The organism is Arthrobacter sp. SE2, from assembly GCF_058244265.1.
This window is the reverse complement of sequence record NZ_JBZAYA010000005.1, coordinates 195,809-212,181: the sequence shown is the minus strand read 5'-3', so window position 1 is coordinate 212,181 and position 16,373 is coordinate 195,809. Positions and strand designations below refer to the sequence as shown.

The following is a 16,373-nucleotide window of genomic DNA, read 5'->3' as shown; positions in this document are numbered from 1 at the left end:
GGATGCGTGTCAACTCCCTGGCAATGTCCGTGGCTACGTTTGGCCCTGCGAAGCGGGCGGAACGCGCAGGCTTCCATACCTCTCCATCCGGTGCCACCGCAGGTGGACCCCGGCCAAGGCCGTCACTACCGACTGGATGACCACGAGGTACATGAGCTGCCGATAGACGAACTGCTGAAGCGGAAGTGTCCACAGTGGGCGCAGCGACTCATTGTCGAGCCTGAACGCATAGGCCGCCATGAGGAATTGAACCAGGAGGAAAACAAGCCAGAGCGCCCCGATCCGGACCGGATCAAGAAAAACCAGGCCGTAGATGGCGAAGACATCAACGATGGGCGCGAACAAGGGAAGCAGCACCTGAAGGACCAGGAGGTAGCCGAGACCACGCCGGCCGAGCTTACCGGCCTGGCCGCCCTGCACAACCGCGCCGCGGTGCTTCCACATGGCTTGAAGCGTGCCATAGCACCAGCGGTACCGCTGCTTCCAGAGCGCTCCCAGGCTCGCGGGCGCCTCGGTCCAGGCCCTCGCATCGTCCTGGTACACGACCCGCCAACCGTCACGACACAGCGACATGGTCAGGTCCGTGTCCTCGGCAAGCGTGTCGTCGCTGACTCCGCCAACCCGGAAGAGGGCATCGCGGCGGAAGGCCCCAATAGCCCCCGGAACGGTCGGCATGCACTCCGCGACGTCGAACAACCTGCGGTCGAGGTTGAAGCCGACGACGTACTCGATGTGCTGCCAGGCGCCGAGAATCCCTCCGCGGTTGGCAACCTTGGTGTTCCCCGAAATTGCGCCCACTCGAGGGTCGGCGAAGGGTTGAATGAGCGCGTGGACTGTTTCCGGTTCGAAGACAGTGTCGCCGTCGACCATCACCACGAGATCGTGGCCGGCAGCGGCGAGCCCGGCATTCAACGCGGACGGTTTGCCGCCGTTCTCTTTCCGGATCAATATGACGCCCGGCAGGCCGAGCCCTTCCACGATGTCCGCGGTATCGTCGGTCGACCCGTCGTCAACCACGATGATCTCCACCGGATGGCTCGAGGCGACGATCGATCGGACCGCGGCTTCGATGCCGGCCGCCTCGTTGTACGCCGGGACGATGACGCTGACCGGCTCGGTAACCTCAAGCCGGACCGGCACGTCCACCCGGCGTCGGCTGCGGCCGGCCGCCACGGAGCGTCGCGCCGCTCTCCGGTGGCGCGCTGCGAACACCACCACGAGGACGGCCCGGACCACCGTCACAATTCCGGCCGCAACGAGCGCCCACGAGATGGCGGTGATGAAGAAGTCGCTGAGCCGTATTCCCCATACCAACGCGGTTCCGCTGATCTGTTCCCCCGCTGAGGCATCGCCCATGCTAGCGATCCCGACGGCGTCGCCCGCCGTCGTGACCCGGAAACCTTGATCCGCGAACTTCGTGAGGACGGAGTCGAGGGCGGCGACCGTCTGGTCCCGGTCTCCACCGCCGTCGTGCATCAAAAGGACCTGGCCCTTCGGGCCGGACGGGGCAAGGTTCTGCTCGATCGCGGCGACTCCGGGCCGCTGCCAATCCTCGCTGTCTTTAGTGGTGAGCACAGTGAGATAACCCCGGTCCGCCGCGGCGCGGATCGCTGTCCACGTCCCGTCCCGGACCGCGTCGTTCTCAGAGCTGTATGGAGGCCGCAGGAGCGTCGCTGCATGGCCCGTGATGCCGGCAATCACTTGTTGGTCGCCCTGTACCTCAAGCTGCTGGCGCCAAGGCGGGGCGCTCCCAAGGTCCGCGTGGGTCAACGTATGCACGCCGATCTCGTTGCCGTCCGCAAGGATGCGGCGCACAAGATCGGGATTGTCGATGGCAGCCGAACCGACCACGAAAAACGTGGCATGGACGTGGTGCTTGCGGAGGACATCGAGAATCCGGGGCGTCCAGACCGGGTCCGGGCCGTCGTCGAACGTCAGGGCGAGCGTGTGGTCGGCGGGGCCGACCGTGCGCACAGACCCGCCCCGGGCGTCCACCACCGGGCCACCGTGCGAGACGGCGTCCGGGACACTACTCGCGGAGCCGCCCGCGGGCACCGAGTCATCGGCGATCCCCGCCAAGTGATGCATGTACCCCTGCACGGCGAGGGCGGCAGCCAGCGCGAACAGGAGGGCCAGAAGGATAAACCAGTGTGCCCTGACACTGACCGGAGCAGTGCGCTTGCTTAGGCGGCGCGCACTCACGGGTGGGTCGGTGTGGACGGTCGCGTGGCCTGCCCTGGAGCCGTCCCGCTCTTGCCCGGGTTCGTCCGTCCTGTGCTCGGCGTGGGAGTGGCAAACGGGCCAGTGGGCTGTATCTCCACGCCGTTGATCGGGTGGGCCGCAGAAGCGGGCGGAGGCGAAGTCACCGTACCCTCAAGAGCTGTCGTCGCCAAAAGGGCGGGCAATCGAGCTTCGCCAGTCGGGAGCCCGGCGTCGTTGGAAGGCAGTGCCGATGGAGGTGACGGAAGGTCACTGGGCGCTGGAGCGGCTGCCGGGGGCTTTGCTGCGGCCGGCAGGGGTAGGTATGGCGCGGCAACGTTGGGACCGCCCATGAACGCAACCAGCAGGAGGAGGACGTAGCCTGCCACGAGCCCGAGGGCCCCGAGCCCGATAAGCTTCAGCCTCCGCAGGCGCCGACCTGACGCGTCGACGAAGACCGGCCCACGTGGTGCGGACCCTGGTTGATCGGACGTTTCATTAAAAGCTGCCATCGGGCACCAACCTTAGAGGATTTGCAACCTGTATCCCAAAAAGCGTCACGTGCGAAAGTCCTCCGCTTCAATATCCAAAGTGGGCGACTAACCTTTCGCCAGCGTTCGCAGGAGTTTCAGGGCCACGGAGATCGAAGCGAGGTCCACCTGCCCGGGTTTGGTGACCTCCACGAACGTGTCCTTGATCCTTCCCAGTTGCTCCTGGCGTCCGCTCTCCCATTCCACAATGCGTTCCACGGCAGAGGCACCGGAGGCCCCGCTCTCCCGGGTCGTCTGCATGACGGAAATGGTGATGTCGACGACGGCGGAATAGGCGTCGTCCCTTAGGGCTGCGCGGGCCAGCGCTTCCCACCGGCTTTGACGCGGCAGGTCAGTGATGCGCAGCAACAGCGTTCCCACCCCGATCCAGTGAATGACCGTGTGGTACATGTCGGCGATGGTGGTGAGGGGTTCATCCACCTGCTCCGCTACAAGCGAGATGTCCAGGAGCGAGAAGCTCTCCAGCAAATCGGAGGCGCGCCGCCCGAGGTCACCCGGCATCCCGACGTCGTTCCAGTGCGCCAGGCGCTGCTCGGCGCGGTCAAGGTCCGAGCCGCGCAGAAATTCCGTGGTCCGGGTCCGCAGCAAGTCCAGGGTCGGTCCGATCCGCTTCAGGACTTCGTTGATGGGCTGGTCCCGATGATCGTGGGTCACGTACCACCGGACAGCCCGGTCGAGGAGCCTGCGCAGTGGAAGGGCCACCGAGGCCGCGTGTTCGCTGGGAAACCCGGGAGGCAGGCTGGCGATCCTGTCCACGAACCGCTGCAGCTCATAAGCCTCGCGGACAACAACGAAGGCCCTGGCCACGGCCGCGGCGGTGGCCGTGGTTTCCTCGATGGCGCGGAAGGCGAACGTGATCCCCCCAAGGTTAATCATGTCGTTAGCGACCACGGTGCAGATAATCTGCCGACGCAGCGGATGGGAGTCCAGCTCAGCATCAAAGCGCTCCGAGAGCTGATGAGGGAAATAGCCTCGGAGGACCCGCTTGAACCAGGGATCGTCGGCGAGGTTGCTGGCAGTGAGTTCCCCGGCCAATTCGATCTTCGCGTAGGCGGCAAGCACCGACAGTTCGGGCGAGGTCAACCCTGTGCCTACCCGCAGCCGGTCCTGGAGTTGTTCCGTGCTCGGCAGCCCCTCCAAGCCGCGGTCCAAGTCCGCGGCGTTCTCGAGCCAGTCCATGATCCGCTCAAAGCCGGGGCTCAGCTCGAGTGCCTGGTGCCGGTCGTTGAAGAGGAGGACGTTCTGGTCCATGTTGTTTGCCAAGACCAGGCGGCTTACCTCATCGGTCAGGGAATGCAGGAAGCCCGTACGTTCCTCAGGCCCCATCTTCCGAGCCGCAATCATCCGGTCGATGAAGATCTTGATGTTGACCTCGTGGTCCGAACAGTCCACGCCGGCCGAATTGTCTATCGCATCCGTGTTGAGGAGGACGCCGGCGAGGGCCGCCTCTATCCGGCCGCTCTGCGTGAAGCCCAGGTTCCCGCCCTCCGCCACGGTCCGGGCCCTCAGCTCGTTGCCATTGACCCTGATGGGGTCGTTGGCTTTGTCACCCACGTGCGTTTGGTCCTCGGTGGAGGCTTTGACGTACGTTCCGATGCCACCGTTATAGAGCAGGTCCACGGGCGCCCGGAGAATGGCCTGCATCAGGGCGTGGGGTGGCAGGGATACGGTTCCCGGTTCCAGGCCGAGGGCGGTCCGGACCTGCTCCGTAATCCCGATGGCTTTGGCCCGGCGGGAGTGGACACCCCCGCCTTCGCTGATCAGCGAGGGGTCGTAGTCGGCCCAGGAGGAACGGGGAAGGCCGAAGAGGCGCTTGCGTTCTTCGAAGGACGTTGCCGCGTCGGGGCTCGGGTCAAGAAAGATGTCCCGATGGTCGAAGGCGGCCACCAGACGGATGTGCGGTGAGAGCAGCATCGCGTTTCCGAACACGTCGCCGCTCATGTCTCCGATGCCGGCAACAGTGAAGTCCTCGCGCTGTGAATCCAGGCCGAGCTCGCTGAAGTGGTGTTTCGCGGATTCCCACGCGCCACGGGCCGTGATGCCCATCTGCTTATGATCGTATCCCACGGATCCTCCGGAAGCGAACGCGTCGCCGAGCCAAAAGCCGTATTCCCGGGCCACGGAATTGGCTGCGTCTGAAAATGACGCTGTTCCCTTGTCGGCGGCAACCACCAGATAATAGTCATCGCCGTCATGTCGCACCACGCCGTCCGGGGGCACCACCGATTCTCCCTGCAATGAGGCGAGCAAATTGTCCGTGAGGTCCAGCATGCCCTTGACGAAGATCCGGTAGCGCTCCAGGCCCTCAGCGAGCCAGGCCTCGCGGGCCAGCACAGGGTCCGGCAATCGCTTGGGATAGAAGCCTCCTTTTGCCCCTGTTGGGACAATGACGGAGTTCTTCACGTTTTGTGCCTTGACCAGTCCCAGGACCTCGGTCCGGAAATCCTCGCTTCGGTCTGACCACCGCAGACCCCCGCGCGCCAAGTCCCCGAAGCGCAGGTGGACGCCTTCCACCCTCGGCGAGTAGACCCACAACTCGTACTTGGGCCGCGGAAACGGGGCACCGGCGATGGCTGCAGGATTGAGTTTGAAGCTCAGGTGGGCCTTGTCCAGGAAGTAGTTGGTCCGCGTTGTGGCTTCCACAAGGTTCATGAAGGTGCGCAGCAGACGGTCCGCGTCGAGGACCGGAATGTCGTCGATGGCGGCCGTCAACTCTTTCTTCGCGTCAGCAGTTTTCCGGTCGCGGTCAGACTCGTCCAGTCCTGGATCGAACTTCGCTTGGAACAGGGCCAGGAGCGCGCGCGTTGCCCGCACGTTGCTGATCAGGGTGTCCGCGATGAATCCGTACGAGTTGGTTGTCCCCAGTTGCTGGAGGTACTTCGCGTAGCTTCTCAGGATTGCGGTTTGCCGCCATGCAAGCCGTTCCCGGATGACGAGTGCATCGATCCGGTCCGATTCGATGTCCCCCCGCATGGCGGCCGTAAAAGCATCCGCGAGCAGGCCGCTGGTTTCCGCAGGGTCGACGCCGTCGGGATACTTCACGCCGAGGTCGTAGAGAAACAGGTCCTGGCCGGTACCGCGCCGAAGTTCGAAAGGCCGTTGGTCCAGTACTTCGAGCCCGAGGTTGTGCAGGAACGGCAGGATCTGCGTGAGGCTCCTGGGCTTTGTCAGGTAAAGGCGGATCCGGGCGTCCGCCACGAGGGTGCTCGAGGCGCCCTTCCTGACGTAGACCGTGAGCAGCGGGTCCCCGTATGGTCTGCCGCCTGTACCGTCCAGGTCGAACGTCTCGAAATTGATGATGTCTCCGACCGCGGCTTCCACGTCGTAGACCGCGCGATAACTGGGGGGAAATGCTTCCGACCAGAGGCCGGTGAGCCTTGCGGCCTCCGACGCCGGGAAGCGGCCACGGATCGCATCATCGAGCCCGTCCGACCAGGAGCGCGTAGCAGCGATCAGGCGCCGCTCCAGTTGGGAAGGGTCGACGACGGCGGTACTTGACGCCGGCGCGTCCGGCGCTGCACCTACATGGATCCGGAAGAACACCCGGGCCATGGGTGACTCGGTCAGCCGGACCTCGAAATCGACAGAGTCCGCCTTGAACGCCCGCCTGAGTTCTTCTTCCATTAACAGCCGCACCGCCGTGGTGTAGCGGCGGCGCGGGAAGAAGACGAGCGCCGACACGAACCGTCCAAAGCTGTCCGGACGAAGGAACACGCGGATCCGCTGCTGCACCTCCGCCCGAAGAATTTCGTCCGTCAGGCGCGCGAGCTCATCCGCTTCGATGTGGAACAGCTCATCCCTCGGAAAGGTCTCCAGGACAGCAATGAGTTCCTTGGCCTGGTGGGATCGGGGCGTAACCGCCAGTCTTTCGCTGACGGCCTGGACTTTCTCCCGGAGTACCGGAATCCGCAGGACCGACTGGTGCGCGGCGCCGGGCGTGAACAACCCCAAGAAGCGCCGTTCGCCGGTGGCCCGGCCGGCCTCATCGAACACTTGCAGGCGCACTTCGTCCAGGTACGAGCGCCTCAGGACCGTGGACCGGAGCTCCGAGGTGGCAAACGTGAGTGCTTGGGACCGGCGGATATTTGGTACGCCCGGCCCGGTGCTTCCGGCGGCGTCCCCCTGCGGCCGCCTCAACAGACCCAGCGCGGAGCCTTGCCGCTCCGCAAGTACCTCCTGGTCGCCCGCCGTCGTGAGCTCAAACTCGGAGTAACCGAGAAACAGGAAGTTGCCGTCGTCAAGCCAGAGGAGCAACTCACCCAGCTGTTCCGGTGCCGGCACCGCGGCGCGCGGGAATCCGTCCACGGAGGCGGCCGCTTCGGCGACCTTCCCATGGATAGCGGCCGCGTCGTCGGCGGCAACCCGAACATGATCCAGCACCCTCTGCAGGTTTTCCGTTAGTTCCTTTGCGGCCGCCGCATCCGGCAGCCTGCCGATTTCCGCAGCGATCCAGACCTCGGTTTCCCCGGCCTCCGGCGGGGTCCCTCCCGAAGCGCCCGCCGCGGAAATTCCAAGGCAGACTTCCAATAGCTGGTGGGACACCGGGTCCCGAAGCACCCGAAAGGCCGGATGAACAAGCAGGTTGATCGATGTGTCGCCGCGGGTGAGCTCCGCCGTGACGGAGTGGACCAGATACGGGATGTCGTCCGTCACCACTGCGACAACGCTGGCATCTAGTTCGGTCAGGATACCGACCGCAGCCTGCCCGGGCGCGCGCGACGACGCCACTTTCAGATGGTGCCCGGCCCGCGCCCGGAGCGTCTCAGGACTGTGGCTCCGCAGATCCTCCGGGGGCACCTGGGCGTAGTATTCGGCCAGGAAAGTTTCACTGGGTTCAAGGGAACCCGGTGATTTCGCCTCCCCCGCCGGCACCGATTCGCGTGTCATGTCAGCGCGCCTCCACTGCGGGTGCCACTCGCAAACTGGGGTTGACGATCCAGCCCCCGCGCCTCCTTCATCATGGCTGGCCGCACCGACCCCGTCCAGTGCTGCAAAAAAGTATCAGGACACCACGCGGGCGCGGGCCGCATGGCCCGCGCCCTGCTATCGGCGTCTGCGGACTAGTGCTTCCTGAAGGCGCCCTTAATCTTTTCGCCTGCCAGCTTCAGATCGGCCCTGACCTGACGGGACTTGCCCTCAGCCTTCAGCCGGTCATTGCCGGTGGCCTCGCCGGCCGCTTCCGTGGCCTTGCCGTGGAGTTTCCCGGCAGCGTGATGGAACCTCTCACCCCAACCCATAATGGCTCTCCTTAGTCGGCGGCCCGCGGCGGGACACCGCGAGGCCGCACTTAAATTGTAGGTACGGAACTCTGGCAAAGGCAGGTCCCGGCGTGAAGCCTTGCCGCTCAGGAAGCACGGATACGCGTCCCGTACCATGGGGCGGATGGTGTTCATACGGCTATACCGCGAAGGCAAACTCGAACGTGACGATGTCAGGGCCCACGAGATCGAAGCCCTGGCCCGCCAGGATGACGTGGTGCTGTGGATCGACTACACGAACCCCACGGCGGATGACCTGCTCGGCGTCGAAACCGTGTACGGGCTTCACCGACTCGCCGTCGAGGACGCCGTCCACGACTTTCAGCGGCCCAAACTGGACCGATACCCGAACCACCTGTTCCTTTCGGCCTACCAAGCGGCGCTAAAGCCTGGCACCGGCGAACTTGCCGTCGTCGAGATCTCGGCATTCGTAACCCATAACGCCCTGGTGACGGTGCACGGGCCCGAGTTCGACACCGACGAACTGACGGCGCACTGGGACTCGGAAACCGACCTGGCCCAACACGGAGTGCCGTTCCTCTTCTGGGGCCTGCTGGACATGATCGTTGACGGGCACTTCGACGCCGTCCAGGAACTCGATGGCTACATCGACGCCCTCGAAGAGTCGCTTTTCGACGACCACTCCCCCGATCATGACCTGCAGCGGAAGACCTTCGAGCTCCGCAAGAACCTCGTCCGGCTTCGCCGCGTCGTCCTGCCCATGCGTGAAGTCCTCAACACGCTCCTCCGGCGGGAAGACCTGGTCGGCTGCAGCCCGGCGATGCAGCCCTTCCTGCAGGACGTCTACGACCATGTGCTGCGTGCCTCGGAGTGGACGGAATCGCTCCGCGACCTAGTCACGACCATCCTGGAAACCCACATCAGCATCCAAGGGAACCAGATGAACCTGGTCATGAAGAAGGTCACCAGCTGGGCCGCAATCATCGCCGTCCCCACTGCCGTGACCGGCTTCTTCGGGCAGAATGTGCCATTTTTCGGATTCCAGAGCGATTACGGCCTCTGGCTGTCCTGCGCTCTCATGGCCGGCGGTTCAATCTTCCTGTACCTCGCCTTCAAGAAGCGGGACTGGATCTAGCTCCCTTGGAGGTCTTCCGTCCTACTGCTCGCCCCTTCGGGCCGGAAGCACCAAGAGCGCATCTCCGATTGCGCGTTCCGAACCGCCCGACGGGCTGTTCTGGACTTTCCCATCGGCAACGGCGGTTGTTGAGCCGCCGCCGTCGAGGTTCATGGCCTGGACCATGCCGAGTGACACCGCGACGTCAGCCTCTTCCTTTAGGCTCAGCCCCAGCGAGGAAGTTGAGCGTCCGTCCGCGGTGACAAGCATCGTCCTGCCCTGGGCATCGGTCCCGGCGAAGGTCCGGGGGTTCCGCTTGTGGACCCAGCCGTAGTAGAAGCTGTTTCCATCGTTGGGATGCACCATGCCGTCATGCCCGGCAGTGACGTCCGCGCTGCCGTCCTTCACGAGCAAGGGTCCGCCGTTGACGACGCTCGTGGCCTTGTTGGTGTGCAGGGGCTTCCCGTCCTCGCCGAGCAATCCGGCGTCGATCTTCAGCTTCGCGCCCACGGGAGCGAGTGCGCGGAGCCGTGCGACGTCGGTTCCAGTGGCCTGGATGGTGTGTCCGCCCGCAGGGACGGCCCCGCCACGGGTTTCGGCGATGGATGTGACGGTGTCGTGGCTGTCCACCATCACTTCAAGGCCCGGGCCCGTGGGCGTGGTCGGCCCGAATTCCGGAGTGAAGGTGACGAGCTCGTTGGAGTTCGTGCAAGTGACGTCCTGGAGCGGGCCTGAGGTTGGCAGGTCGTTGGCGCCGCCGCAGTTGCGGATCAGGCCCGGCACCCGGTCGATACCGTCCAAAGTCGCTTCTCCGGAAGGGCCCGAGATTTTCCCTGACCAGGTGAGCCGCTGGATACTGCTGGCGTTCTTCTTTCCGTCAATGACGAGGGCCGGGCGGTCCGCCACGGCTTCGCTGAGAATCTTGCCTCCGTACACACCAACGCCGGCGGGGTCGCCTTCAGCACCGGCCTTCGGGTCGAAGACGAAGAAGCCTGCATTAACAGCGGCGAGGGCGTGGGCGTCCGATGACAGCTGGCTGGTCGTCTCCCGCTTCTCCAGGTCCGGGCCGAAGGAGGCGGCGAGCTGGCCTTGGTACGTCCCAGGGTCGATCGTGATGACGTCAAGATTCCACGGTCCGCGCGTCGTCGTGCTGGTTTCGGAGTCGCCGTCCCAACCGGTGTAGATCACTGAGGACGCGAAACCGGCGGCTTTGATCTTCGCGACGACGGAGGCGCCGTCCGCCTGAGCGGCAAAATGGCCGGCGCGGACCCGGTAGCCCAAGTCGCCGCCGGCGTCGGCAAGCTGCGGCGACTGGACATGTTCAACGCGGGCATCCACGCCGGCGGCCTTCAGCTCGTCGGCAGTGCGCTGCGCAGTGGCCTGGCTTGAGAGCGCCGACGCCGGAGCATCCGGATCCGGCGAGTCAGAGGGGATGGCTACTTCGGCCGTCCAGAAGAGCGAGGAGTCAGCTCCACCCCGGCTGATTTTGGTGAGTGTGACGCCGGGCGCAAGGGTTGTCACTGTCCGGATCTCGGGAAGGTCAGCGGCGCCAAGGTTGAGGTGGGCACCCTGATCAGTGCTCTTGCCACTTGTCCGGACATCGTCCGCATGGGTGGGGCCCAGGGGGCTGAGGAGCGCTGAAAAGACGGCCAGAACGAGCCCGCCGGTGAGGGCACTACGACGTTTGAGGGAGGCTTTCATGCGTCCACCGTATAGAGACCAGAAGGTCGCCCGGGCCGGTTTTCGGGTTTCGCAAAACCTATTGACCGAAGCTTCATGCCACGTTCACTTGCCGGCCGAGTTGCGACCTACGGCCAGAATTCCCGGTTCCGCCACATCCCGACGGAGGGCTTGGGAACCCGGCTTGACCAACCGGATTCCAAGGAAACATCGTTTGGCACCGCCTCGTCAGGATACGACTCATGACTGGCAACTTGCGATACGTCGTATGGCTCGTCAGGCGACTGCTGGCTAATGGACACAACTCCCCCTTCGGCTACTTCCTATGGCGTGAAGCCGAAAACAATGGCGGAACACTCACCGAAATCGAAGTTGGTACGCCAACACCTCCGGACGCAAGCAAGAACCTGACGTCGCCGCAACCCCGCCCGGACATCGACGCGGCGCTGCAGCCAGAACGCTGCCGCAGCCCAGGATACGGATGGTGATCGCTTCCCACGCCTTTCGGACCGCCCGGGCAATGAAAGATGTTCGTCGCAAAGCGAGCGACTCGACTGTCAAATTTTTGACAGTCGAAGCCGCTGAGAATGCCCCCTTTCAAGCCCCGACAGTCGAAAACTACACCCTTCTCTCGGATTGCGTTTTGTCCGGCTCTCTACACACAGGACCACCCGAAGTGTGGTCATCGCGTGTATGGGCGCGGTTGAAGAGAAAGGGACGTAAGTGACTCAAGGAAGATTCGAACGAGATGCGGGCAACCCGCCGGGACAGACAAAGGGCTGGTCGGCGTTCGCCAAGATCGGTGCCTTGGCAGCCGCCGGCGCCCTGGCCCTCTCCGCTATCGGGACCGGTGGCATCCTGGCGGCGCCTGCGGCGCACGCCGCAACTGACCTGCCGGGCATGCACCGATCGGGCATCACCGTCCAGGCTCCGCCGCCCCGGGCGTTTGGAGATTGGTCGATGTGGCTGGGATCCCTGAACCTGAACGGTGCCGCCGGTGGTCCCACGGCTTTCTGCTTCGACGTCGGGATCCCGGCCGGACCGGCCGGATCCGGAGCGGTGGGCTCCCTAGGAAACCCGCAGCTTAATTACGCGATCCAGAAGTACCAGGGTGACCCTGCTAACCACGCCGCCTTGGCGTACTTGGCGCACGAGCTCGCGGATCCGAGGTTCAACGTGCCGTGGAACGGCAACGGGGCTCCCTACCCTAACCTCCGGGACTCATCGGATCCGCAACTGTCCGGTGTCCGCGCGCAGGCGGCGGCGATGCTAACCGACGCCCAAGCCAATTCCGGTCCGTATTCCACGCAACCTAAGCTCTCGATGGACGCGAACGGTCGCGGCGGCACGGTCACCTCGACGGAACTGGTTTCCGCAGCCGGGAACAAGCTGGTCGGGTTCTCGGCCCGTGCCATCCTGAACGGCCCCGCCGTTTGGGCAGGAACGAACTCCCAGGCAGTCAACCTCCATACCGGAGATCAGCTCGGCTTCGCGGCTACCGGAAACGGAACGGTGTCCGTGACGCTGACGATCGACGCACCCGGGTCGTCGGCTACCACGTATTCGGTGCCCGGCTTCCAGAACCTTCTCGTTGCCGGCGGGGCTCAACCCGTCGCGGGAACGTCAGCCGACGCCAAGGTGATCTTCGATTTCCAACCCGAAGCGACCTCGACCGCCGGCCGGTTTGTGGAGGGCGGCCAGCCCCTGGTGGACGTCCTGCACGTGAACACGTCCACGGGAAACACCAATGACTGGGCTTTCGTGAACGGCGGCAACGTGCCGGCCCGCTTCGACGTCGACTGGTATTACAGCCCGGTCAGACTCGCCCCGACCGCCCAGATCCCGGCTGCGGTCGTGAAGGTTGCCTCCGGAACTGGCACCGCAACGGGACCCGGTGACGTGAAGGTGACCGCTGACAAAAACGCGGACAGGGCCGGCTATTACTACCCTGTGGCCCGCATCTTAAAGGGGGCCCAGCCCGCCGAGCTGCAGCAGTACTTCCGTGCTGACTGGACCGCTGGCTTCAATGATCCTCATGAGGAGACCATCCAGAAGTACCAGCCGGCGGTGGCGACCAAGGCATCGGCCATTGAAAACGGCAAGATCTACGACATCATCACCGTGACCGGCAACGAGCCAGGCAAGGAACTCTCCGTGACCACAGATCTGGTTCTGACCTCCGCTGCCCCGATTGCCGGCGGCACCGACACCGTTCCTGCTGATGCCGATGTCATCGGTACCGTCACCACGAAGGTCACCGGGAACGGCGAATTCAAGACCGCGGCCGTCGAGGTTCCGTGGGAGAAAATCGTCGCCGAGAAATGGTCCAAAGGCCTGAATGCCAATCTGTACTTCTCCGAGAAGATCGACGGTACCGAGTCCACCAAGGCGTGGGACGGCAAGGAACTGCTGCCCAACGAAACCGTCCCGGTCAAGAAACCTTCGATCATCACCAAAGCCTCCGAGAACGGTACCGTGCCGCTCGTGGCCCACGACATCGGAATAGTCTCGGGCACCATCCCTTCCGGCACCGGCATCAAAGTCACCACCAAAGTGAACCAGTACAAGTTTGACGACTCGACCGACGGCTCCGCCCAGGCCGTCTGCGCCAACCCGTCTTGGTCCTCCCCGGACCAGGACGTCACCGGTGCCGGTGAAATCACCTACCCGAGCCACACCATCGCCCACAAAGGCACCTACGGATACGTCGAGGAACTTAAGCTGACGATCGATAAGGGCGAGGGCAAGGAACCGTTCACCGCGCAGCTGCATAAGGGCAACTGCGGCGAGAAGAACGAAACTGTCATCGCCTTCCCCGAAGCCGTCACAGTTACCCCAAACAAGCCGGCCCTGATGGTCAACACCGGATTCGCGCCCACCACCGGCACCGCACGGGAAGCCGGGCCGAACATGCTGCTGCTGATCGCGGGCGGCACCGCCTTCGCACTGGCTCTCCTCGGAGGAGCAGGGCTGCTGTACCGCAAACGCTTCGACAACCGCGGAGCTGAAACGGACAACATCCAAGCGGACGAACATGCTGACTAGAAGCACCTAGCTGTCAGGTTGACGCGGGGCACCCGGATCCAGCCACCCATGCTGATCACCGGGTGCCCCGCCCCACACCCAAGGAAAATACAAATGATCAAAACCCGCAGCTATCCCCGCGCCCGGTGGAACAACGTTGCACTGACCACGGTCGTCACCTGTAGCGTGGCCGGAGCCACCGCAAGCGTCTTGGCCTTCACCTCACCACCCGCTCCCCCAGCGGCTCCGCAGGCACCTGTGCTGGCGCCGTTTACAGCCGCAGGACCGGACACGTTCACCGGGCCGGCCGCGATCCGCAACCTTCCGCCTGACACGCTTTCCGTCCCGGGCGTGGACCTCAAAGTAGAGCTCGTGGACCAAGGCCGTGACGGTTCCGGCTACCTGGTGGTCCCGGATGCCTCCAAAGCTGCCCGCTACAGAGGGTCGGCGGCTGTGTGTGCCGCGAAGGGATCGACCCTGCTGGCCGGGCACGTGAACTTCCCGGATGGGTCGCTCGCGCCGATGGCTTCCCTCGTCCGGGTGACCAAGGGCATGCCCCTCTACGTATCCGACAACGCCGGCGTTACCTGCAGATACAAGATCATCGGTTTGGAATCATTGGGCAAAACGTCCCTGCCGGCAGACACCTTTGCCACCGAGGGCCCACACCTACTTCGGGTCGTCACCTGTGATCTTGCCAGTCCCTTCGTGACGATTGCCGGGCATGCCCAGTTCGCCAACAACACCGTGGCCACCGCAATCCCCTGGCCATGACTCAGCACACCGGTCAAGAGCGGGTTGGCTCCGTCAGGCAGGGATGTCCTCTCGCGAATGCATTCCAAGTGACGCGTAGCTCCCGGTTCGGGCGTTCTTGGGTCTCGCCTTGCTCCAGACCAGCGAAGCCAACGCCTCCTGGACCCCGGGCAGGGAAAGAGCGTTGGCAGGGGAAATTCCTTGGAGACGGCCCCAGAGATATCCGCGTTCGCTGCACACGAAGTCCACGAGCGCCCTCTTGTGCCCCTTGGGCACGCAGCTCAACGCCCTGTTCGTTTCCAAACGGGAGAGCGCGGTTCCCGGCTCTGATCTGAAGCAGATCTCCTCCATATGCCTGGATGCTCGATGTTCGATCACCTGCAGACCCTGCTCTGCGACGTCGCGATCCCAGCCAGCCCTGATCAACAACGCCTTTAGTTCATCCCAGAGAGGCGATGAACCGGCGGGCATTGGCGAAATGGCCACCGGAAGCTGAGGCCATTCGCACTCATGTCCGTACACCGACACCAGCGGCGCCCCCTCCCCCAGGGCGTGGTTCTTCTTCACGTCTGCCCACACGCCATCCCGCACATCTCGCTCTGAGAGCCAGTGGCGTTGGCTGACTGTCCAGGTTCGCAGCCCGTTGCGGACAACCGTCAGCAGCCACGCGCAAGCCGGGACGTCCACAGGGATCCCCCGGTCGCAAAGAACTTCCGTGGCGTAGAACAGTGCATCTTCGGGGGCAATCGAGGAGAACTCGTGCTGGAAACGGGACAATAGCGCCGGAAGAAACGAACCGAACAGCAGCCGGGCCGATGGGCCGTTCCGGCCTTCCCGCTGCCATCTTGCTACGAGGTCCCGCAGGAGGGCGTCGCGTTCGGCCGACGTCGACAACCGGCCATGGGTTCCGGGACTCACGCCGCGACACCCCACTGCCTCGCAACATCGCTCATCAGTTCCGCCGCCGCGTGGAACTGGGCGGCCAGCCGGCGTCGTCGTGCGGGATGCGCCTCGGGCAACCGCTGGACGACAAGCTCAGACATTCCCATATTCCGGATGGAATCCATCAACTCCCGCAGCTGGAGTTCCGCCAGCACAGCCGCGTCGGAAGGACCGTGATCCACTCCCAAGGCGCCGACGTCCGCCAAAAACCCCTCCACATCGAAGATTCCCTCGTTGGAGCCAGAGTTGGAATCAGAGTTGGAGCCAGAGTTGGAATCCGAGTGAACCAGTTCGCCCGCGATCACGTTCTTTGGTACTGCGGGTGCAATGCGGCGCATTTTGCCGTCCAGTGACAATCTCACGGATGGCAGTGTTCCACCCTCTGCAACGCCCTTTGCGAGGAGGGTCTTCACGGTCTCGTGGGATACGCCCAGGACCGGGGCGATGGCACGGAGCGACAAATTTCCGGCCGCCAACTCCATGGCGACACTCACCCGGGCGCTGCCTCCCAGGCTCGGAAGGACCAGCCGCTCAGCCTCCACCAACTCAGCCCACGTACTCAGGCCAAAGGCCTTCCACGCCCTCGCTTGGTACAGCTCCAAAGCAAGCTTCACGACCTGGTCGAGCAACCTGTCAACCACGCCCACTTGGCGGTCCAGCTCAGCCAAACGCAGGCGCAACCGCTTCACCTTGACAAGCGCACCCCCGACATCCAGATCCCCCTGCATACCTGCGCACCTCCCCAAATGCACTAAGGACCGCCCTGTTGCCGTCCAGCCGCTCGGCGAACTCGGCAAAACGGACAAATGGGCTGCTATTAGAACTAGTGGCCCGTCGCTTCAATTTGTGTCGCAGAAGCTTTGGAAGCCCTGAATGCGGTTGAGTCCGTGG

11 protein-coding genes are annotated in these 16,373 nt (G+C 64.1%); 4 read left to right on the top strand and 7 right to left on the bottom strand.

Annotated features, from left to right (window positions below; genetic code table 11):
* Positions 1-33: 33 nt before the first annotated feature.
* From AC4CS3_RS09375 to AC4CS3_RS09360, 4 genes are all read right to left on the bottom strand, one after another.
* A complete protein-coding gene (locus tag AC4CS3_RS09375; RefSeq protein ID WP_490783196.1) occupies positions 34-2,202 on the bottom strand; it encodes a bifunctional polysaccharide deacetylase/glycosyltransferase family 2 protein in 2,169 nt (722 codons plus the stop codon).
* Complete coding sequence (locus AC4CS3_RS09370) at positions 2,199-2,711, bottom strand: hypothetical protein (protein ID WP_490783195.1); 513 nt, start codon at positions 2,709-2,711, stop codon at positions 2,199-2,201. Before AC4CS3_RS09370 ends, AC4CS3_RS09375 begins: the two co-directional genes overlap by 4 nt.
* 87 nt (positions 2,712-2,798) lie before the next feature.
* On the bottom strand, positions 2,799-7,637 hold the full coding sequence (locus AC4CS3_RS09365) for an NAD-glutamate dehydrogenase (RefSeq protein ID WP_490783194.1): 4,839 nt from the start codon (positions 7,635-7,637) through the stop codon (positions 2,799-2,801).
* A 173-nt stretch (positions 7,638-7,810) separates the two neighbouring features.
* Positions 7,811-7,987: a CsbD family protein gene (locus tag AC4CS3_RS09360; RefSeq protein ID WP_236818202.1), complete on the bottom strand. Its 177-nt coding sequence runs from the start codon at positions 7,985-7,987 to the stop codon at positions 7,811-7,813.
* 145 nt (positions 7,988-8,132) lie between these two features.
* On the opposite strand from AC4CS3_RS09360, the gene AC4CS3_RS09355 reads away from it, so the two are divergent.
* Positions 8,133-9,104 (top strand): magnesium transporter CorA family protein, encoded by a 972-nt coding sequence (locus tag AC4CS3_RS09355; RefSeq protein WP_345450865.1) that lies wholly within the window; start codon positions 8,133-8,135, stop codon positions 9,102-9,104.
* Positions 9,105-9,125: 21 nt separating this feature from the next.
* Here AC4CS3_RS09355 and AC4CS3_RS09350 read toward each other — a convergent pair whose 3' ends face one another.
* Positions 9,126-10,784, bottom strand: coding sequence for a phosphodiester glycosidase family protein (locus tag AC4CS3_RS09350; protein WP_490783193.1), 1,659 nt, complete (start codon positions 10,782-10,784; stop codon positions 9,126-9,128).
* A 221-nt stretch (positions 10,785-11,005) separates the two neighbouring features.
* Between AC4CS3_RS09350 and AC4CS3_RS09345 the strand changes: the two genes are divergently transcribed.
* The 3 genes from AC4CS3_RS09345 (at position 11,006) to AC4CS3_RS09335 (ending at position 14,561) form a co-directional block, all read left to right on the top strand.
* Entirely contained in the window at positions 11,006-11,251 is a 246-nt protein-coding gene (locus AC4CS3_RS09345; RefSeq protein WP_490783192.1) for a hypothetical protein, read from the top strand.
* 235 nt (positions 11,252-11,486) lie between these two features.
* Positions 11,487-13,808: a hypothetical protein gene (locus AC4CS3_RS09340; RefSeq protein ID WP_490783191.1), complete on the top strand. Its 2,322-nt coding sequence runs from the start codon at positions 11,487-11,489 to the stop codon at positions 13,806-13,808.
* Positions 13,809-13,901: 93 nt separating this feature from the next.
* Positions 13,902-14,561, top strand: a complete 660-nt coding sequence (locus AC4CS3_RS09335) for a class F sortase (RefSeq protein WP_490783190.1) — start codon at positions 13,902-13,904, stop codon at positions 14,559-14,561.
* A gap of 33 nt (positions 14,562-14,594) precedes the next feature.
* Here AC4CS3_RS09335 and AC4CS3_RS09330 read toward each other — a convergent pair whose 3' ends face one another.
* Together AC4CS3_RS09330 and AC4CS3_RS09325 are read right to left on the bottom strand one after the other, a co-directional pair.
* Positions 14,595-15,458: a hypothetical protein gene (locus tag AC4CS3_RS09330; RefSeq protein WP_490783189.1), complete on the bottom strand. Its 864-nt coding sequence runs from the start codon at positions 15,456-15,458 to the stop codon at positions 14,595-14,597.
* The gene (locus tag AC4CS3_RS09325; RefSeq protein WP_490783188.1) at positions 15,455-16,210 is read right to left on the bottom strand and encodes a hypothetical protein; all 756 of its coding nucleotides are present in this window, start codon (positions 16,208-16,210) and stop codon (positions 15,455-15,457) included. Before AC4CS3_RS09325 ends, AC4CS3_RS09330 begins: the two co-directional genes overlap by 4 nt.
* Positions 16,211-16,373 lie beyond the last annotated feature (163 nt).